Origin of the sequence: Nocardia sp. NPDC052566, assembly GCF_044547285.1 — a bacterium.
Taxonomy (GTDB): Bacteria; Actinomycetota; Actinomycetes; order Mycobacteriales; family Mycobacteriaceae; genus Nocardia.
The window spans coordinates 777,134-796,398 of record NZ_JBIUAF010000004.1 but is presented as its reverse complement, the minus strand read 5'-3'; the positions used below and the strand labels follow the sequence as shown (position 1 = coordinate 796,398).

Annotated in this window: 13 protein-coding genes; 5 read left to right on the top strand and 8 right to left on the bottom strand. The window is 68.8% G+C overall.

The genetic code is table 11. The features are described 5' to 3' along the window. Positions 1-77: 77 nt before the first annotated feature. The 4 genes from ACIG5A_RS23485 to ACIG5A_RS23470 form a co-directional block, all read right to left on the bottom strand. The gene (locus tag ACIG5A_RS23485; protein WP_397243361.1) at positions 78-368 is read right to left on the bottom strand and encodes a hypothetical protein; all 291 of its coding nucleotides are present in this window, start codon (positions 366-368) and stop codon (positions 78-80) included. Between the two features lie 204 nt (positions 369-572). After that, positions 573-1,538, bottom strand: coding sequence for an alpha/beta fold hydrolase (locus tag ACIG5A_RS23480; protein ID WP_397243359.1), 966 nt, complete (start codon positions 1,536-1,538; stop codon positions 573-575). A 410-nt stretch (positions 1,539-1,948) separates the two neighbouring features. Next, complete coding sequence (locus ACIG5A_RS23475; protein ID WP_397243968.1) at positions 1,949-3,898, bottom strand: acyl-CoA dehydrogenase family protein; 1,950 nt, start codon at positions 3,896-3,898, stop codon at positions 1,949-1,951. A gap of 138 nt (positions 3,899-4,036) precedes the next feature. Beyond that, on the bottom strand, positions 4,037-5,218 hold the full coding sequence (locus tag ACIG5A_RS23470; RefSeq protein WP_397243357.1) for an AAA family ATPase: 1,182 nt from the start codon (positions 5,216-5,218) through the stop codon (positions 4,037-4,039). Positions 5,219-5,440: 222 nt separating this feature from the next. On the opposite strand from ACIG5A_RS23470, the gene ACIG5A_RS23465 reads away from it, so the two are divergent. From ACIG5A_RS23465 to ACIG5A_RS23455, 3 genes are all read left to right on the top strand, one after another. Continuing rightward, positions 5,441-5,710 carry a hypothetical protein gene (locus ACIG5A_RS23465; protein ID WP_397243355.1) on the top strand — a complete coding sequence of 90 codons (270 nt, stop codon included), beginning with the start codon at positions 5,441-5,443 and terminating at the stop codon, positions 5,708-5,710. Positions 5,711-6,133: 423 nt separating this feature from the next. After that, complete coding sequence (locus tag ACIG5A_RS23460) at positions 6,134-6,727, top strand: C40 family peptidase (protein WP_397243353.1); 594 nt, start codon at positions 6,134-6,136, stop codon at positions 6,725-6,727. Positions 6,728-6,730: 3 nt separating this feature from the next. Then, the gene (locus tag ACIG5A_RS23455; protein ID WP_397243351.1) at positions 6,731-7,123 is read left to right on the top strand and encodes an RNA-binding S4 domain-containing protein; all 393 of its coding nucleotides are present in this window, start codon (positions 6,731-6,733) and stop codon (positions 7,121-7,123) included. 202 nt (positions 7,124-7,325) lie between these two features. Here the strand turns inward: ACIG5A_RS23455 and ACIG5A_RS23450 are convergent, their stop codons facing one another. From ACIG5A_RS23450 to ACIG5A_RS23440, 3 genes are all read right to left on the bottom strand, one after another. Continuing rightward, entirely contained in the window at positions 7,326-8,477 is a 1,152-nt protein-coding gene (locus ACIG5A_RS23450; protein WP_397243349.1) for a cation:proton antiporter, read from the bottom strand. After that, the gene (locus ACIG5A_RS23445) at positions 8,474-8,893 is read right to left on the bottom strand and encodes a hypothetical protein (protein ID WP_397243347.1); all 420 of its coding nucleotides are present in this window, start codon (positions 8,891-8,893) and stop codon (positions 8,474-8,476) included. The genes ACIG5A_RS23450 and ACIG5A_RS23445 overlap by 4 nt, the downstream gene beginning before the upstream one ends. A 95-nt stretch (positions 8,894-8,988) precedes the next feature. Next, positions 8,989-14,259: an SDR family NAD(P)-dependent oxidoreductase gene (locus ACIG5A_RS23440; RefSeq protein ID WP_397243345.1), complete on the bottom strand. Its 5,271-nt coding sequence runs from the start codon at positions 14,257-14,259 to the stop codon at positions 8,989-8,991. Between the two features lie 261 nt (positions 14,260-14,520). Here ACIG5A_RS23440 and ACIG5A_RS23435 point away from each other — a divergent pair, with 261 nt between their 5' ends. After that, entirely contained in the window at positions 14,521-15,483 is a 963-nt protein-coding gene (locus ACIG5A_RS23435; protein WP_397243343.1) for an MBL fold metallo-hydrolase, read from the top strand. A gap of 53 nt (positions 15,484-15,536) precedes the next feature. Continuing rightward, entirely contained in the window at positions 15,537-18,218 is a 2,682-nt protein-coding gene (locus ACIG5A_RS23430; protein ID WP_397243341.1) for an AAA family ATPase, read from the top strand. Positions 18,219-18,222: 4 nt separating this feature from the next. Here ACIG5A_RS23430 and ACIG5A_RS23425 read toward each other — a convergent pair whose 3' ends face one another. Then, a complete protein-coding gene (locus ACIG5A_RS23425) occupies positions 18,223-19,197 on the bottom strand; it encodes an NAD(P)H-dependent flavin oxidoreductase (RefSeq protein WP_397243339.1) in 975 nt (324 codons plus the stop codon). Positions 19,198-19,265: the final 68 nt, after the last annotated feature.

Here is a 19,265-nt window from a genome sequence, read left to right as displayed (position 1 = left end):
CGGCGAACCCCGGGGACCAGGCACTATGCACGACTGGGTTCCGGAGGTCGCCGGGACGACGTTGCCCCGGGGCGGTCTTACTTGGTGCGCGGGCGCGAGTGGAAGCCGAGTCCCTCGTCCTGCGCGCCCATCCACGCGGCCTCGTCGGACTTGCTGTCCGGCACGTAGATGGTGTCCTGGCTGCCGCGCCTGCGCACCTCCGGCGGCGGCGTCTGCTCGAACTCGTCGGCGTCGATGACGAGCCGTTCGAGGTCGTTCTCCAGCCTGCGGACTGTATTGGCATCGCCGTAGTGCGAGCGCAACGCGCCGATGGACTGCCGGAGCTGGCCGACCGCGTAGCGGAGTTCCGCGATTTCGCTGCGTGTCATCGATACCTCCTGTATTCCTAGGCGGGCACAAAACCCGTTGGGCAGCGATGGCTTCATGGTCCGCCTGTTTGCTGCGCCGTGCTCATGCTCGTACCGGGCTTGTGACCTACCGCACATCGTGATCTACAACACAGTACGCGAGGAATTCATTCCTGGCTCGCCTGGGCCCCCTACCTGCGCGATTTGCGTCGAGATAGCCGGTTGTCAGCCCGCGGCGGCGTATTCGGGACCCTCGCCGCGCATGGTCGTGAAGACCCGATCGACCAGTGCGACGATCGACAGCGCGACCTCCTCGGCGCGCTCCAGGATCACGCTGTGGCCCGCGCCTTCGACGCGCACCAGTTCGGAGCCGGACAGCTGCGAGGCGAGCACCACCGAGTGCGCGAAGGGCACCACGATGTCGGCCGTGCCTGCCAGCACCAGCGCGGGGATGGCGCCGAGCCGATGCAGCGTCGCTGTCTCGTCGAAGGTGATCAGCGAGGCGAGGAAGCTGGACATGGTGAGCAGCGGGGTCTCGTTCAGCATGGCCGTCGCGACCGCGAGCATCCTCGGGTTGATCTTGCGGGTGCCGAAGGTGGCCTCGCGCATGATCGGTTCGAAGATCCTGCGGGACAACCGCTTCGATGCCTGCATCACCCGCGGCGCGCGCAGCACCGCGACCTGCAGCGAGTTCACCGCGTACCGGTTGAGGAAGCGGCCGAGCCCCACCTCGGTGATCCCGTTGGCCGCGCCCGCGATCAGCCCGACGCCGACGATGCGGGTGCCGATGGCCTCGGGGAACAGCCTGGCGTAGGCGAGGACGACCATCGCGCCCATCGAATGCCCGATCAGGATGACCGGTCCGGTGGGCGCGATCGCGCGCAGCACCGCGTCGAGATCGTGGCCGAGCTGGTCGATGGTGTAGGTCGACGGATGGGCGGCGCCCGATTCCCCGTGGCCGCGATGGTCGTAGAACACCATCCTGGTGTCGGCGCCCCACAGGCGGAGCAACTGATCGCGCAGGAAGGTCCAGGATTCGGTGCGCAGGCAGTGGCCGTGCGCGAAAACCACGGTGAGCGGCGCGGTGTCGGCGCCGAAGGTCCGGACCGAGATCGGAGTGCCGTCATCGGCCGACACCGTGACGCGGTGGCCGTCGTAGTCGGCGGCGCGGCGGGCGATGGTCGTGGACATGAGTTCTCCTGGATGCACGGAGCGTTCTTGCCCGGTTGTCGAAGATGATTTCCACTCCGTTAACGCCCTATACCTGGCGTTATGCACACGTTGCGCAACCGACGCGGGTGATCGACATTGCCGAGCGGCCATCGCCCGTCGCTCGGCTCGTCTACGAAAGAGTAGGTCAGACGCTAGATTCCGCTAGATCTTCATGATCGACCGGACCGCTTGCGGTATCTCGCGCTGTCGAGCGGGATCCATAGATACCCCTAGATTCCGTGATCGAACGGAGATCACCCACTGTATAGAAACTCTTCGGTTATCTAGTGATTTTCCAATACACCTGCATACTTCCTGATCGACCGGCCGGACACGACGAACGGGCGCCTGACACCGAGACAGTCGAGCGCCCGTCGCCGTGACCACCGTCAGGTGGTCACGCGGGTGGACGGCAGGAACGGCCGCAGCAGGTTCGGTTCGCTGGACGGGCCCATCTGCCATTCGGCGATCCACGGCCCGGTGCCCTCGCTCGGATCGAAGACGCCCTCCTCCAGCCACTTGTACTTGCCGTCGAGAATGCCGCGGGTCAGCGTGCGGTCGTCGTCATCGGTGTTGTCCCACAGCGCCGCGAACAGCTTGCGCACCCGGACGCTCGACTGTGCGCAGAAGGTGTCGGCCAGCTCCTCGGCGGCCCTGCCCTCCGGCGCGCCCGCGGTGCGCAACGCCTGCGCGCGCACGCAGGCCGCCGACATGGCGAACAGTTCGGCGCCGATATCGACGATCCGGCCGAGGAAGCACTGCCGGTACTCCAGCGCGGCCTGCCAGCGCGCCATCGCGTACACCAGCGACCTGGCCTGCTTGCGCGAGCTGCGCTCGACGAAGCGCAGATGCTTTGCCAGCGGGCCGAATTCGGCGTACGGGCCGGGTACCGTGCCCGCGCCGACCGCGAGCTGCGGGAACCACTTGGCGTAGGAGCCCGCCGCGCCGACCGCCGCCTTGGCCTTGTCCTTGAACTCGGCGTTGCGATCGACAAGCGCCCCTGCGGCTTTCATGTGCGCGTCGGCCATCTCGCGCGCGATGAGCAGGCGCATGATCTCGCTCGAGCCCTCGAAGATGCGGTTGATGCGCAGATCGCGGACCAATTGTTCGGCGCCGACGGCACGTTCGCCGCGTGCCGCGAGCGAGGCCGACGACTCGTAGCCGCGACCGCCGCGGATCTGCACGAGTTCGTCGGCGATCGTGCAGCTCATCTCGCTGGCCCACAGTTTCGCCAGCGCGGCCTCGATGCGGATGTCATTGCGCCCCTCGTCACACATGGCGGCCGAAAGATCAAGGGCCGCTTCGAGTGCGTAGGTGGTCGCGGCGATGAAGGACAGCTTCTCGCCGACCGCGGCGTGCTCGCCGACCGGCCGACCCCATTGCACGCGTTGGGAACTCCACTCCCTGGCGATCTTCAGCGACCACTTCGACGCGGCGGTGCACAGCGCCGGAATGGCGAGCCTGCCCGCGTTCAATGTGGTGAGCGCGATCTTCAGGCCGTCGCCCTCGCGGCCGATCAGGTTGCGCTTGGGGACGCGGACGTTGTGCATCCTGGTGACGCCGTTCTCGATGCCGCGCAGGCCCATGAACGCATTGCGGCGCTCCACCGTGATACCCGGCGAATCCGCCTCGACCACGAATGCGGAGATGCCGCCGCGGTGGCCCTCGCTCTTGGGTACCTTGGCCATCACCACGAGCAGTTCGGCGACAACGCCGTTGGTCGTCCATAGCTTGACGCCGTTGAGCTCGTAGGCCTCGCCGTCCTCGGTGGGCGTCGCGGTGCTCGCCATCCTGGCCGGGTCCGAGCCGACATCGGGTTCGGTGAGCAGGAAGGCGCTCACCGCGCCCGCGGCGCAGCGCGGCAGGAATTCGGCCTTCTGCTCCGGGGTGCCCGCCAGCTTCAGCGGCTCCGGCACGCCGATGGACTGGTGCGCGGAGAGCAGCACGCCGAGGCTCGGGTGCGCCGAGCCGACCAGCATCAGCGACCGGTTGTAGCCGAACTGGGAAAGGCCTTGGCCACCATAGGATTCCGGAATCTTCAGGCCGAAGCAGCCCAGTTCGGCCAGGCCCTTGACGTACTCGTCCGGGATCTTGGACTGCGCCTCGATCACGGTGCCGTCGAGTGATTCGCAGAACGGGCGCAGCCGGGCCAGGTAGGCCTCGGTGCGCGCGGTGTCCTGCGCGGAGGGCTGCGGGTACGGGTGGATCAGATCGAGGCGGAACCGGCCGAGAAACATCTCCTTGGCGAACGATGGTTTGGCCCAGCTGGTTTCGCGGGATTCCTCGACTAGCGCGCGGGCCTGTTCTTCGGTGGCGTCGACTTTCGCGGGAGTCGCCATGGTGTCCTCCTCGGCGGTGATCAGAATCACATTCGAGTGTAGGAACTTTAGTTACTCACCGGTAGGCCTGCGGCTACATCGATATCTACCGATCTCTAATGATCTTGATAGACAAGCGAATACGTGGCTAATCGATGGTCAGACACTCCTGAGGTAGCGGCCGAAGTGCGGCACGGTGAACCCGATGGTGCCGCGCTCGGCCGAGTAGATCAGGCCCTTCTTGATCAGTCCGTCGCGCGCGGGCGACAGCGACGCGGGTTTGCGTCCCAGCTCACTCGCCACCGCCGAGGTGGCCACCGGACCCTCGTCACCGGCCAGATCGGCCATGGCGCGCATGTACTCCCGCTCGGCCGGGGTGGCGCGTTCATAGCGCGAACCGAAGAAGCCGACGGCGAGTTCCTCCTCCGCCGTCGGCGCGGCGACCTCGACATCCTCGGCCGAGATCGGGCTCTCCGGCGCCTGATCCCACGCCGCTTTGCCATAGGCCTGCACGAAGTACGGGTAGCCATCGGCCTTGCGGTACAACGCGTCCAGCGCCTCGTCGGTGAACTTCACCTCCTCGCGCTCGGCCGGCGCGATGAGCGCCTGATCCGCCGATTCGCGGTCGAGCCGATCGATGCGGTGGTAGCTGAACAGCCGCTCCGAGTAGCTCTTCGACGCGGACAGCACGGCGGGCAGATGCGGCAGGCCTGCGCCGACCACGATGAGCGGCGCTGCGTCCTGGCTCAATTCGTGGCAGGCGCCGCAGATGGCCGAGACATCGGCGGGCCCGAGATCCTGCATCTCGTCGATGAAGATCGCGATCCCGACACCGATATCGCTGGCCAGTCCGGCCGCCTCTTTCAGCAGCTCGACCAGATCGATCTCGATATCGCCGGAATCGGCGCGGCCCGCGACCGCGGGCACATCGATGCCGGGCTGCCAGCGCTCGCGCATCCCCTTGTCCGCGGTGGCGCGCAGCGCGAAAGCCTTGAGTATGCCCAGGAAGTCGTCGACGCGTTCCGGATTGCGGTGTGCCATCGCGATCGCGCGGACCGCCATGTGCAGCGCGGAGGACAGCGGGCGGCGCAGCTCCTGATCCGGGCGCGCCTCGATTTTTCCGGTGCCCCAACCGCGGGAGATGGCCGCGGAGCGAAGTTGGTTGAGCAACACCGTTTTTCCGACACCCCGGAGTCCGGTGAGCATGACACTGCGCTCGGGGCGACCGCGTGCGATGCGCTCCAGCACGACGTCGAAGGCGTTGAGTTGCTTGTCGCGCCCGGCTAGTTCGGGCGGGCGCTGTCCGGCTCCAGGAGCATACGGATTCCGCACGGGGTCCATGCCCTAACACCGTAGCCCGCGTCGGCCCGAATCTGGGACGATCTACGGCGTGTCCTAGATATGGCTAGCGAAACCTGATGTTGTGCCGCTGCCTCCGGGCCTGATGCTTGCGCCGGTGTACTGCTCAATCACTGTCGCACTACTGCTCTATCACTATTGCTATCGCTTCGGAACTCTCTACGCTGGGTGCGTCCGGCGAACTTCTCGCGCGAACGGAGCGGCATGTCCGACGAATCCAGCCCGACCACGACCGCCGAGGTCGTCGAGTCGTGGAACGTGCCCGCCGGGGCGACCGTGGCAGGTCGGATCCGCTCCAATATTCTGGTGGCGATCGAGCGCGGGTACGACGATCCGCAGCTGGTCGCCGATCTTGCGGTCGGTCCGCTGGTGATGGCGCTCGGTCAGCTCGAGGTCGGCCTCGCCGACGCGCGGCGCCGGATCGATGAGCTCGAGCGCGCGCTGGCCGACAAGGACCGGCCGCGCGGATCCTGAGCCGTGAATCCTGGTCGGCGCATGGGCGATTCGGGCAACTCTCGGTTGGGTAACGGTCCGAGACCGCGTCGTTATCTTTCCGGCGTGTCGCGATTGCGGGGCCGCATCCAGCACGTTTGCGACGCTTGCCGTAGATGTGGAAAACACGGTGGTCTGTGCGCTGGACAACACCGCGTCGACATCGTAATCTTCTCGTGACTTAGTGGAATCCAGTCGCTTCGTCAGAGAAACGGCGCCACTGAGTCACCGCCTAAACGGCTGTCGGGGCCACCTTTTCCCGGCTGTCGTATCGGGAACCACGGATGTCTCTGGGGTTTACATCGTGCTGGCCGCAACGGTTGTTAGCACGCCCGATCGGCGGGAGAGCAGCAAGATCGGAGACGCAGCTCAGTGGGTAAACACAGCTTGCAGCGGGATTCTCGCGTGCCGAATTCCGTCAAGGGTGCCCTTGTCATGGGCGCGGTAGCCGCGACCGGTGCGATGCCTGCCATCCCCGCGATGGCCGCGACCATCACGGTGCCCGGTATCGGCAACTTCGATGTTCCGGTGCCGCAGGAGTTCGAGCAGCAGGTCCAGCAGCTCAACCAGACTCTCGCCTCGCTGCCCCAGGCGCCCGCCGCGATGCCGCAGGCCCCCGCCTTCGCGCCGCAGTTTCCGAACCTGTTCGACAACTCGCCAGGCAATGTCGCGCTGGACGCCGCCAAGACCAAGGTCGGCGCCATGTACTCCTGGGGTGCCGCCGGTCCGTCCAACTTCGACTGCTCCGGACTCGTGCAGTGGGCCTACCGCCAGGCCGGTATTGAGCTACCCCGCACCAGCTTCGAGCAGTCGCATGTCGGCAAGCCGATTGCCTTCCAAGACCTGATGCCCGGCGATATCGTCGTCACCAACGGCGGCGGCCACGTCGGCATGTACGCCGGTGACGGCAAGCTGCTCAACGCCGTCCAGTCCGGTGAGCCCGTCAGCTACACCCCGCTGCGCGCCGACCAGATCGTCACGGCCCGCCGTATCGTATAGCGGGTGGCACCCGCAGAACAGCGCATCGCGACCCAGGTCCGAGTGGACTCGTGGACGTGGTCGGTGCGATTGTTCAAGACGAGATCCGCTGCCGCGGAGGCTTGTCGAGGTGGGCACGTTCGTGTCAACGGTGCCACGGCCAAACCCGCCCAACCGGTCAAACCCGGAGATGAAGTCCGCATCCGTGTCGGCGGTGTGGAGCGCATAGTGATCGTCGAGCGCCTCGTGGTCAAACGAGTCAGCGCTCCGATCGCCGCCCAGTGTCTCATCGACCGCAGCCCACCACCACCGCCCCGCGAGGTCCTCGCGACCATGCCGCGCCGTGACCGAGGGGCCGGTCGGCCTACCAAACGCGAACGGCGCGAGACAGATCGGCTCCTGGGCCGCACCGAGTAGCAGCCGCGTCGGTCCTCGATGGGGCCGTGCACTCACGCTGGTGATACTCGCCCGACGCCGCCCAGCAGACCGCCGCGGTGGCCGAGGAATTGTGTTGCCGCGCACGGATCACCGTGCCGCGCGCCGATTCAGCTGGTATTCGCTGCGCGGCGTCACAGCAGAGGTATGTGCGCTCCCCGGTGTTGCGGCCATGGAGCAGTGGTCAATTCGCCTTGGGGTGGGTGTCGGCGGTGGTGTGTGCGGCGATTCTGCTGGCGGCCATGGCGGCTGCGGCGATGGTGCACAGGGCGCCGAGCATGAGGGCGGAGCCCTCGCCGGGGATCAGGACGTTCAGTTGGGAACCTACGGTGACGGCGGCTACTGGGACGCCGATTTGGGCGGCGGCCAAGGTGCCGTGGGTGATCGGCTGGCCGAGTAGGCGGGGTAGGAGGTGGACCAGGACCGCGCCCATGCCGAGGGTGAGGCCGAGGAGGATCAGGTGGGGGTGTTCGCCGAACTCGCGGAGGTTGAGGCGGGCGCCGAGCCAGACGAAGAACAGGGGGCCGAGGAAGCCGTCGTTGATGGCGAACAGTTGGCGGGCTACCCGGCGTGGTTCGCCGATGCCAGCGACCGCGAGTCCGGCGGCGAAGCCCGCCAACATGATTGAGACATGGGTTTGGGTGGCGACCGCGCACAGGGCGAACAACAGTGCCAGGCTCACTCGCAGCTCCAAGGCGAAGGAGCGGTCCTCGGAGACCCGGTGCGCGCGACGCCGCATGCCTGACTGTTCCAGTCGGCGCAGTACCAGGAACAGTGCGACGGCGCAGGCCGCCACCGCGACGGCGCCGATCGCGGCGCGACCGGCGTTGGCCGGATCGATGACGAGTGGCAGTGCGACAATGCACGCGGTATCCGCGACGGCCACCTGAGCGGTCAGCGCGAGTACCGGTTTGCCTTGTAGCCCAAGGGAATCGATGATCGGCAGCACCAGCGCGGCGGACGACGAGGCCATCAGGACCGCGTAGATGGCGCCGTGACCGGTGTCGAACCAGCGGGCGATGCCCCAGCCCGCTGCGGCGGCGAGCACTCCGACGAGCACCGCGCGCACAGCACCGGCGCCCAGTGCGGAACGCACGGCCGGATCGCGCACCGGGACATGGGTGCCCGCGACGAACATGACGACGGCGAAGCCGATATCCGCGAGGAAGGCGAAGATCGCGTCGTCGCTGTTCAGCACGCCGAAACCGGTGGCGCCGAACACGATCCCGGCAACCAGTTCGCCGAGGATCACCGGCACATGCCAGGATGTGCGCAACGCGAGTACCGGTCCGAGTAGCCCGAGTGCGACTACCAGGGCGAGGGTGGAGAAGGTCACGACCGCTTGCTTGTCGTCGAGCGCAGTGTCGTAAGCGGGGCGATCTTCGCCGGGATGGCGATGTTCTCGTCGGCCCAGTGGATCGCGCAGACGCGGTGGTAGCCGTCGGCGATCACCATGGGGGTTCCGGTGCGAAAATCGCCCCGTACCAACAGGACCGGTGACAGCGCCTTGCCATTGTTGATTTTGATGAGGTCGCGGCGCACGTGCGAGTTCTCCGCCGACAGCAGTTCGAGCTGTGCGGCGCGGAGAATGTCCTTGGCCTTCTTGTGCACGATCGGCGCCTCCCGCAGTCGCGCGACCACCGCGTCGACGACGTCCGGTTCGGCCAGTAGCTCGAGGTAGTCGGCGGCCGCGGGATAGTCGTGGTCCTCGGGCTCGTCTTTCCATTTCACCGAGATGAGTTCGCTCGCCATCGACTCATCATGGCTGGCCACCCGGCCGATCACGGGGACATCGGCGGGTGTTTCGGCGCCATGCCCACCCGGTCGGCCGGGCGCACGGTGACAGGTCAGTTGTCCGGGTGGTCGAGGGCGAGTAGCTGGGGTCCGTCGTAATGCAGGGCCTGCGCGAGCAATTCGGTGCCGCGTTCGGTGTCGAAGTCGTGTGCTGCGGGCGGTCCGGCTTCGGTGCGACCGGACGTGCCCCAGCCGATGCTCAGCACCCGGCGGTCTGGGTCGGCGAGGGCGAGCGCGTCCATCGCGGCATTGGCGCAGGCATAGGCGGCCTGGCCCGGCGCGCCGAGTGCGCCGACGGCCGAGGAGAACAGCAGGATGAAGTCGGTCGGATCGGCGGCGGTGAGCTCGATGAGGTTGCGTGCCGCAGTGAGCTTCGGTGAGAACATGCGCGCGAGCTGCCCGACGGTGACCGCGTCGAACGGTGCGTCCTCCCTCGTGCCCGCCGCGTGCACGACACCGCTGATGGTCGAACCGCATTCGCGAATGTCGTTGAGCGCGTTGGCGAGATCGCTGCGATCGGCGGTATCGCAGCGGACGACGACGATGCGATCCTCCAGCCCGTCGAGCGGGGGCGGTACCGGACGGGGTGCCCTGGTCAGCACCACCACATCGCGCGCGCCCGCGTCGAGCAGCCAGCGCACCGCGACCGCGCCGAGCGCGCCGAGACCACCGGTGACCACATAGGTGCCGTTGGCATCGCAGCTGATCGGGGTACCGGATCTGGGCGCGGCCGGTGTGAATCGGCGGACGGCGGCACCACCGGTGGTCAGACGCAGTTCCGACGTGCGGGGTGTCCGCTCGCCCACCGGGGTTGCGGTGACCAGCCCGCGCAGCAGCGAAATGGTCCGCGGATCCCGATCGGCCCAGATCAGCCGCACCGCACGACCGGACTCGCGTTGCATCGACCGCACCAATCCGGCGATCGCCATCGGTTCCACCACCGAGCGACTGCCGGTGGGCTGTTCGCGCTGATCGATGTGCAGCAGCTCTGCGGGCAGTACCACCGTCAATGAGGCTGTGGCAGCGGCGGATTGGGTGCATTGCAGCAGGTCGAGCACGCGTCCGACGACGGCGACATTGCTCCGGCCTGGTACCGGCGCCGCGAATTCCGATGCGGTCGCGTCGTTTTCGGCATCCGGTACCGAGTCCGTGTCGCGTCCCGTCGGCCACACCAGCACGATGGCCATGGCCGTGTCACTCGGCCGTCCGGCGAGCACGGCGGACACGATGGGGCCCGCCGCATCGGGCTCGCGCGCGACGTGCTCGGTCGGCAGTCCGCGGTCGAGTTCCCTGGCCAAGCGGATCGCCAGCTCGGATTCGCCGATGACCAGCGCGCGGCGCGCGCTTGCGGGCCGCGGACTGTCGGGTCGATTCCCGTCGGCGTGGTCGCCGAGCCCGATCGACTCGGGCGGCACCGGCGCCCATGTCTCCCTGCGGAAGTGACTCGGACCGGTATCCGCGGGTGCCGCGGAATCCCCCGGCTCGTGACCCGAATCGGTGGTGGCGCTGACTGATACGTCGTACCCGACAGGCACGTGCGCGATAGGCGCGCGACCGGACACACTGTCGGACAGGCGGGCTACGGCCGGAACGCGATGGCCCGAACTCCCGCTGCCTCGGCCATCGGCAGGCGTGCTGGTCTGTGTGATTTCTGGACTGGTGTCGGTAGCTCTCGTGCCGGTTCGAGTCGTGCCCGGGTCGCCGTGTGCGGTTTCACTGACCGTTCGTGTGGTTTCCAGGCCGCCGCGTGTACTTCCTGGGCTGGTGGGCGGGAATGGCGGGCTGGTTCGCGTGTTTCCCGTGCCGGTTTGTGTGGTTGCGCCGCCGATGAGTTCGGCCGTCGGATAGGTGTCGCCCCGACCCAAGGGGGCGAATCGAAAGTGGACTCCCGACAGTGAGACCGCGGGTGCGCCGTGCTGATCGGTGCCGATCACATCGCCGATCAACCCAGTGGCCGAACGTTCGCGGACGAAGGCGTGTGCTTCGAGCAGTAATCGTCCCGATTCGCCGGATACCCAGGCGGATTCGATCGCGATCGGCAGCGGTGCCAGCCCGGCGGGGAGCTCGGCATCGTCCGCGGCGATGAGCACTTGCAGGCACCCGTCGAGGGTGGCCGTTCGCTGGACCTCGGCGTTGTCGAAAGTGCCGAGTGCGCAGTCGGTTCCGGCGAGGATGGTGCGTAAGGTGCGGAAACCCGGACCGTATTCGATTCGGCGGGACCACAATTCGGCGTAGAACGCGGTCGGATCGATGGTGTGCATGCGGTGTGAGCGGGCCCGGTTGGTATCGACCACCCGCATCCATGCGACGATATCCGCGGGCGTCGGCCCACCGGCGGGCCGGGTCGAAGCCAGCGCCTCGGTGCCGGTGGCCTGCGCCCGCATACTTCCATCGCCGTCGCGGTGATAGGTGACCGCGGGCAGCGCCGCGAGGTCGATGTGGTCGCGCACCACGAAATCGGTGCCGACGGTCGTCGGGCCGCTCGCGTGCAGCAGCCTGCGCAGCCAGTACATCGCGGGTACGGTCGCCACGCCCCGCACCACGTGATCCGTGAGATCCTCTGCAGGAAAGACGGATTCGTTCGATCCGGGCACGGGGGGCAGCACCGGCGGAAACCGCCGCTCGGCCCAGTGCCGCCGCGGCGGCGCCGCGGTGAACGGTCCGTGCGCTGCCCAATCCAATGCGCGCCCGTCCACGTAGAGCCGGGCCAGACAGGTCAGGAACGCACCGGCCTCGTCCTCGCGGGTGGCCACGGAATACGCGGCGTCCTCGAAGCCGGGGTACTCGCGCACCGCGGCAAGCAGCACCGGATCCGGCGCGATCTCCAGTACGGTCGAATGCCCTTCGGCGGCAGCGGTTTCCAGAGCCGCCGCGAACTCGACGGTGCTCGAGGCGTTGGCCGCCCAATAGCCGGCGTCCAGCGCGGCGGTGCGGAGGACGGTGCCGCGCCGGACCGTGGAGTAGATCGGGGTGTGCGGTACCCGTGGCGCCAAATCGGCCAGCGTTTCCACGAATTCGGGCAGCACGGCACCGAGTCGTGGGCCGTGCGCGGCGGCATCGGCGGCGATCGGCTGCGCGAGGAGCTCGCGGCGCTTGGCTCGTCGCACGATCGTCTCCACATAGCGTGGCTCGCCGACGATGACGACCGAGCGCGGTCCATTGATCGCCGCGATCCGCACCGTCGCCCGCATCGGTGCGACCAGTTCCGCGGCCTCGTCCGCCGTGGCCGCCAGCAATGCCACCGCGTCCGTGCTGTCGACACTGTCGATGATCATGCTGCGGCGCACCATGATTCGCGCCGCATCGGCCAGTGTCAGGCCACCGCTCACTACGGCACCGGCCAGCTCGCCGTGGCCATGGCCGAGCACCGCGTCCGGGCGCACACCCCACGACGACAGCAGCTCGGCGAGCGCCACTTGAAATACGAAGATCGCCGGTCGCGCGAATTCGGTGACGGCGGCGGCGAAACCGTGCCGCGGCGTCCACACGCGTGGTCCGCCCGCCGCGACCAGCGCGTCGGCCGCGTCGGTGAGCGCGGCGGCGAACACCGGATACCGCGCGGCGAGCGCGCGGCCCATGCGCGCGTGGCCGCCGCCGTGCCCGGAGAAGAGGAAGATCAGCCCGCCCGGCCGCCGTGCCGAACTCGGGCCGATCACCGCCGGATCGGCCTCGCCACCGGCGAGCGCGTACAACCGGCCGGTCGCCGCCAGCCGATCGTCGGCGATCACCGCCGCCTTGACCTGTTCCGGCAGCATCCTGGCGACCGCAGAGGCGATAGCGCGCATCGAGCCGTCGCCGGGACGCTCGGCCAGTGCGACACTCACCGGGTGCGCCTCGAGCTCCGCCGGTGATTCGGCGTCCGCCGGTTCGTCGGCGAGCCGGTCTGCCGCGGTGCCATGCGCGAATTCGTGGTCGAGTTGTTCGGCCACGCGCTGTGCCCGCGCGCGCAGATCCGCGATATCGCGCCCGGTGATCGGGAAGACAACCGGCGGTTCGTCACCGCGGTCGAGTCGCGGTGCCGGCCTGCCGCGCAACACCACGTGAGCACCGGTCCCGCCCGGCCCGAAGGAACTGACCCCGGCATATCGATCGGACAGCGGGGTCGGGCCCCAGTCGACCGGCGCGCCGGGGAGGGACAACCCGCCGAACTCGCGCGGCGGCTGCGCTGTATCGATGGCGACAGCAGGCGCGATGACACCATGGTGGATGGACAGTGCGGCCTTGATCAGCCCCGTCACGCCTGCCGCCGCCGCGAGCTGCCCAACCGTGTCCTGCACCGACCCGACCCACCCTGGTTCGATGCGATCCCCGCCACGACCTACGGCTACCAACGCGCTCAACTCCGCCGCGGTGCCCAATTGACCTCCGCTGCTGCGATTTCCGGCGCTGTGATGTTCGAAGTATCCGGCGCTGCGCGGATCGAGCCCGGCACGATCCCAGGCGAGGCTGATGGGCCTCGCACCGGAGCCGATCGCCGCACCGGCGATTTCGGCATAAATCCGCTGCTGATCGCGCAGCGCGTCCACCGTCCGCCGCAAAACGACGACACCACACCCATCCCCACACCGGCCGCCGCCACCCGCCACCAATCCGCCGCTCGCCGCGAACCCACCATGTGCAGCGCACGTGCCGGGCGCAGCGAATCTGTCGTCGTGCCGTACATCGTCGCCGTGCTGGACGCCCTCCGCCGCCGCGTATCCGTCGTGCTCGGTAGTCCCGTCGGGTGCTGCGGGCCCGCTGGTCGTCGGGGATCCGGCGGGTGCAATGGCGGGTGGCAGGAGGGTGAGGTCGACTCCGCCGACGATGGCGAAGGGGATCGCCGGGTCGGCCAGCAGGCGGATCGCTACGTCGATCGCGGCGAGGGACGAGGAGTAGCCGCTGTCCACCACCAGGCTCGGTCCGCGGAGGTCGAGGGCCGACGAGAGTCGGTCGGCGATGATGCCGAGGGCCGGGGTGGCCACCACGTGGGGTTCGGCGCGGTATGCCAGTGCGACGGCGTGGTCGTGGCCGCAGGCACCGAACACCACCGCGCCGCCGGAACCTCGTGTGCGATAGCCGATTCCGGCGTCGTCGACGGCCTCGATCGCGACCTCGAGCGCGAGGCGCTGTCGTGGGTCGGTGAGTGCGGCCTCGCCTGCCGGGATGCCGAACCAGTCGTTGTCGAACCATTCGGGGTCGGGCAGGGAGCCGGGCGTCCCCGGTGCGGCGGCGCGCCCGGCGAGCAGCAGACGCCAGAATTCGGTCGCGTCGGCGGCGCCGGGTACCCGGCAGCCGATTCCGACGACCGCGACCGGGGGGACGGGTGCGGTATCGGCGGCGGTCATCGCGCCGCGGGATACTCGACCAATTGCGCGAAACGGGGGTGGTCGTAGCGCGGGGCTACTACCGAAACCGCTGATAGATGGGTGATCGCGGCGCGGCGGCGCGCACCCCTCGAATTACCTTGCCCGTTCGGAAGACTGGTCCGCATCGCGCCCTCCTCCCGTCTCGGCGACGGCTGTGCCGGTCGCGAAAGGTACCCCCGCCGATTATGCCGGAGAATCACGCGCAGACAAGACCGTCGTCCGTGCCTTACCGTTGGCATCGTGCCCGAATCCGACACCGGTGCCGAGCGGACGCCGACTTGGCCCACCGTGCTGCGCTGCTGCGCCGCGCTTGCCGCCACGCCGGGCAGGCTGCTACGCCCGCGCCGCCCCGATCGAGCGTTGCTGGCGAGCCTGATCGATGCGCCGATTCCGCAGGCCCGCAACACGATTCGGCTCACCGTCCTGGAGCAGGCCACCATGTCCGCCCCGACGACCATCGTCGCGGAGGGCGCGCGCAGCCTGCGCGAGATGACGCTGACCATGTCGGCCTTCCTGATCGAACACCCCGCGGCGCGCTTCCTGGTCGATCCCGCGCTGTGCTCGGGCGTGCACGATCGGGTGCTGCCCGAGCTACCATTCCCGATTCCGCTGCTGGTGGCACCGGACAAACCGGTGCTCGGCCTGGCCGACGCGCTGGCCGCCCGCGATATCGGCCTCGACACCATCGATTTCGTCATCCCGACGCACCTGCACTGGGACCACGTCTCGGGCCTGCTGGAACTACCCGCCTCGGTCCCGATCCGACTACCCGCGGTCGAGCACGAGTGGGCCCTCGGCGGCACGCACGCGCCGATCGGCGTCGCCCGCGGACCGTTGCGCGAGCGTACCTTCGACACGTTCACGCTGGACGGCCCGCCCGTGCTGAGTTTTCCGCGCAGCCTCGACCTGTTCGACGACGGGTCGGTGGTACTGGTCGATCTCGCGGGCCACACGCCGGGCAGTATCGGCGTGCTGCTCGCGGTCGACGACGGCACCAGGGTGCTGCTCGCGGGCGATGCCGTGTGGAGCAGGCTCCAGATCGAGCTGCTCCGCGAAAAGGCGCCGATGCCAGGGCAATTGTTCGATGCCGACCGGGACGCCGCCTTCGCGACGATCCATCGATTGCACGCGTTGCCGGACGGGATCGAGGTGATCGCCGGCCATGATTACGCCGCGGTCACCGCGTTGGCGGCCCGTCGGTAGTCGATGGCGGATCTCGTTTGCCGCTTGCTCGGTTACCGCTTAGGTTGACGTTCATGCTGTTCGGACGCTCGCTGGAGATACGGCAGATCGGCGCCGTACTCGATGCGGCGCGGTCGGGCAGCAGCGGCGCGCTGGTCGTCGTCGCCGATCCCGGTGGGGGAAAGTCGGCATTGCTCGAGCACGCCGCGGAGACGGCGGGCGGCGGCTGGCAGGTGCTGCGCGCCAACGGCATCGAGAGCGAATCCGAGCTGCCCTTCGCCGGTCTGTATCTACTCCTCGGCCCGGCGCTCGATCGGGTGGACACCTTGCCCACCCCGCAGCGGGACGCGCTGCGCGGCGCGTTCGGGCTCGGCGCTGTCGACCAGGATGATCGCTTCCTCGTCGGCCTGGCGACGCTGTCACTGCTCGCGGAACTGTCGACCGATGCCCCGGTGCTGTGCCTGATCGATGACGCGCAATGGCTGGATCGCCCGTCGGCCGACGCGCTGGTGTTCGCCGCGCGCAGGCTCGGCGCCGAGTCGATCGCCGTGCTCTTCGCGGCTCGACCGGAGTTCAGCACGGCGGGGCTGCGCGAGCTGCGCCCCGGGCCGCTCGACCCCGACGATGCGCGGGCGCTGCTGACGGCACGGATGCCCGAGCTGGCGCCGGAGGTGCGCGATCGCGTGCTCGCCGAGGCGGCGGGCAATCCGCTCGCGGTGCTCGAGCTGCCGCGAATGCTGGCGAAAGCCGCACCGGCGGGCCCGATTCCGCTGCCGGAACGGCTGCGCACCGGATATCAGGCGCATATCGCGAACCAGACACCGTCGGCGCGGTTGGCCCTGGTGGTCGTCGCGGCCGAGGAGACCGGCAACCTGCATCGCGTGCTGCGGGCCATGACGAAACTCGGTCTGCATGCCGGAGTACTTGCCGAGGCCGAGGCATCGTGCATGGTCACGGTGTCGTTTCAGTCGGTGACCTTCCGCCATCCGCTCAAACGCGCGGCGGCATATCAGCTCGCCTCGTTCACCCAGCGTGCCGTGGTGCACGCGGCGATCGCCGAGGTATTGCGCGACGATCCGGATCGGCGTGCCTGGCATCTCGCGGCCGCCGCGACCGGGCCGGACGAACCGGCCGCGGCGGCGCTGGAGGCGGTGGCCGAAAGAGCCAGGGAACGTACCGGTTTCGCGACCGCCGCCACCGCGTTCGAGCGGGCGGCGAAGCTCACTCCCGACCCGTCCGAGCGGATGCGGCGCATGGTGTGCGCCGTGGAGACGGCCGCCGAGGCGGGCCGGGCCGAGCGGGCGCGGCGATTGGCGGCGGAGGCCGCGCTGTGGTCGCCCGATCCGCTGGCGCGTGGCCGGATCGGCAGCGCGCTCGGGCTGATCGCTTTCGAGCACGGTGCGCTCGGCAAGGCTTATCAGCGGCTGATCGTCGCGGCGCGGGATACCGCCGCCGCCGACCCGCAGCGCGCGGGCGCCATCTACATCGAGGCCGCGCGGATGGCCTGGACCGGCGCGGATCTCGTGGGCGTCGTCGCGGCGCGGGACGAGCTGGCCGTGCTGCCGCTCGGCGAACATCGCGACACCCTCGTGCACGCGGTGGAAGGGCCGTTGGCGCTGCATTCGGACGATCCGGCGGCGGGCGTCGCGATGATCAGGGAGAACGTGGCGAACGGCCGATCGTGGCCGGTCGATTTCCCGATGCTGCGGTTCACGTTCGCGGTGCAGGCCGGGCTGATCGGCGATTCGGTGAGCGCGCGCGAGCTGCTGAGCGACCTCGCCGACGAATTCCGCTGCCACGGCAGGGTCGGCTGGCTGCCCGCGGTCACCGCGGCGCTCGGCGCCGCCGAGGTGCTGCTCGGTCATTTCCGCGAGGCGGCGGTGGTTTCGGAGGAGTGCCTGCGGATCGCCACCGATGTCGGGCAGCCGAACCGGATCGCGGGTGCCGAAGCGAATCTGGCGCTCGTCGCCGCCGTGCGCGGCGACGAGGTGCGCTGCCGCGAACTCGCCGAACGAAATCTGCGCCACACGGGCGATGTCAACTCCATCGAGACGGCGTACTTCGAATGGGCGCTCGCGCTGCTCGATCTGGGCTACGGTCGCTGCGAATTAGCGCTGGACCGTTTGGAATTGCTCTATCACTCGCCGAATCGCGCACTCGGCCAGTGGATTCAGCTGCTCGCCGACCGGGTGGAAGCGGCGGTCAGGCTGCGCCGCCCCGACCGGGCCGAGGAAGCGATGGCGGCGATCGAACGCTGGGCGGCGGCGATCGCCGCGCCGTGGGCCGACGCGTTCGTGCTGCGCTGCCAGGCGATGCTGCACGGCGACGGCGAGCTGTTCGCCGATGCCGCGAAAATACAAGCCGCCGAGGGACTCTGGTACGACTGCGCGCGGACCGAGTTGCTGTACGGCGAGGCGTTGCGCCGTGAGCGGCGCAACGCCGACGCGCGCACGCGGTTGCGTAAAGCGATGGAGATCTTCGACCGGCTCGGCGCGACACCGTGGGCCGAGCGGGCCCGTGCCGAACTGCGGGCCGCGGGGGAAGGCACCGTGCCGGAACCGGAAACCGATGTGGCGGCGGTGCTCACCCCGCAGGAATTCCAGGTGGTCCGGCTCGCCGCCGCCGGCGCGACCAACAAGGAGATCGGTGCCAAGCTGTTTCTGAGCCCGAAAACCGTTGGCCACCACCTCTACCGCGCCTTCCCCAAACTCGGGGTGACCAGCCGCGTCGAGCTGGCCCGCCTGGATCTGGACTGAATCGTCAGGCGACGACCGCGCTCGCGAGGCGGGCGGTGATCAGCTCCTCGGCCTCGGCGATCATGCGCTCGATCAGCTCGGCGCAGCTGGGAATGTCGTGGATCAGGCCCTGGGCCAGGCCCGCGGACCAGATGCCCGCGTCGAGGTCGCCGTCCTCGAAGACGCGGCGGCCACGGGCGCCGGACACCAGGTCGCGCACGTCGTCGAAAGTGCCGCCGGACTTTTCGATCTCGACGACCTTGCGGCTGATCTCGTTGTCGGCGACCCTGGCGGTGTTGCGCATGGTGCGGAAGATCAGCTGGGTGTCGAGTTCGCTGTTGGCGACGATCTGTTCCTTGACCTTCTGATCGATGGCCGACTCCCGGGTGCACAGGAAGCGGGTGCCCATGTTGACGCCGTCCGCGCCGAGCGCCAGCGCCGCGACCAGCCCGCGGGCGTCGGCGATGCCGCCGGAGGCGATCATCGGGATGTCGAGCACGCGTGCGGCGGCGGGGATCAGGATCAGGCCGGGGATATCGTCCTCGCCGGGGTGGCCCGCGCATTCGAACCCGTCGATGCTGACGCCGTCGACGCCGATCCGCTGCGCCTTCAACGCATGTCGGACGCTGGTGCACTTGTGCAGTACCTTGACGCCCGCGTCCTGGTAGTACGGCAGGAACGGTTCCGGGTTGCTGCCCGCCGTCTCGACGATCTTGATGCCGCTGTCGATGATCGCCTGCACATATTCGGCGTAGGGCGGCGGGTTGATCGACGGCAGGATGGTGACGTTCACGCCGAACGGCTTGTCGGTCAGCTCCCTGGTGCGCGCGATCTCGCGGCGCAGGTCGTCGGGGGTCGGCTGGGTGAGCGCGGTGATGAATCCGAGCCCGCCCGCGTTGGCGACGGCCGCGACAAGCTCGGCCCGCCCGACCCACATCATGCCGCCCTGCACGATCGGGTGCTCGACACCGAAGGTTTCGGTGAATCTGGTCCGCAGCATTGCGCTTCTCCTCTGTTCGCTGGGCGGCGTTCGCCGGTCCCTGGGTGGACCACGGGCCGCCCCGACTC

Coding starts and splice junctions, on each gene's coding strand:
- ACIG5A_RS23485 (WP_397243361.1), bottom strand. CDS start 368: ATGACACGCAGCGAAATCGCGGAACTCCGCTACGCGGTCGGCCAGCTC.
- ACIG5A_RS23480 (WP_397243359.1), bottom strand. CDS start 1,538: ATGTCCACGACCATCGCCCGCCGCGCCGCCGACTACGACGGCCACCGC.
- ACIG5A_RS23475 (WP_397243968.1), bottom strand. CDS start 3,898: ATGGCGACTCCCGCGAAAGTCGACGCCACCGAAGAACAGGCCCGCGCG.
- ACIG5A_RS23470 (WP_397243357.1), bottom strand. CDS start 5,218: ATGGACCCCGTGCGGAATCCGTATGCTCCTGGAGCCGGACAGCGCCCG.
- ACIG5A_RS23465 (WP_397243355.1), top strand. CDS start 5,441: ATGTCCGACGAATCCAGCCCGACCACGACCGCCGAGGTCGTCGAGTCG.
- ACIG5A_RS23445 (WP_397243347.1), bottom strand. CDS start 8,893: ATGGCGAGCGAACTCATCTCGGTGAAATGGAAAGACGAGCCCGAGGAC.
- ACIG5A_RS23440 (WP_397243345.1), bottom strand. CDS start 14,259: ATGACCGCCGCCGATACCGCACCCGTCCCCCCGGTCGCGGTCGTCGGA.
- ACIG5A_RS23430 (WP_397243341.1), top strand. CDS start 15,537: ATGCTGTTCGGACGCTCGCTGGAGATACGGCAGATCGGCGCCGTACTC.
- ACIG5A_RS23425 (WP_397243339.1), bottom strand. CDS start 19,197: ATGCTGCGGACCAGATTCACCGAAACCTTCGGTGTCGAGCACCCGATC.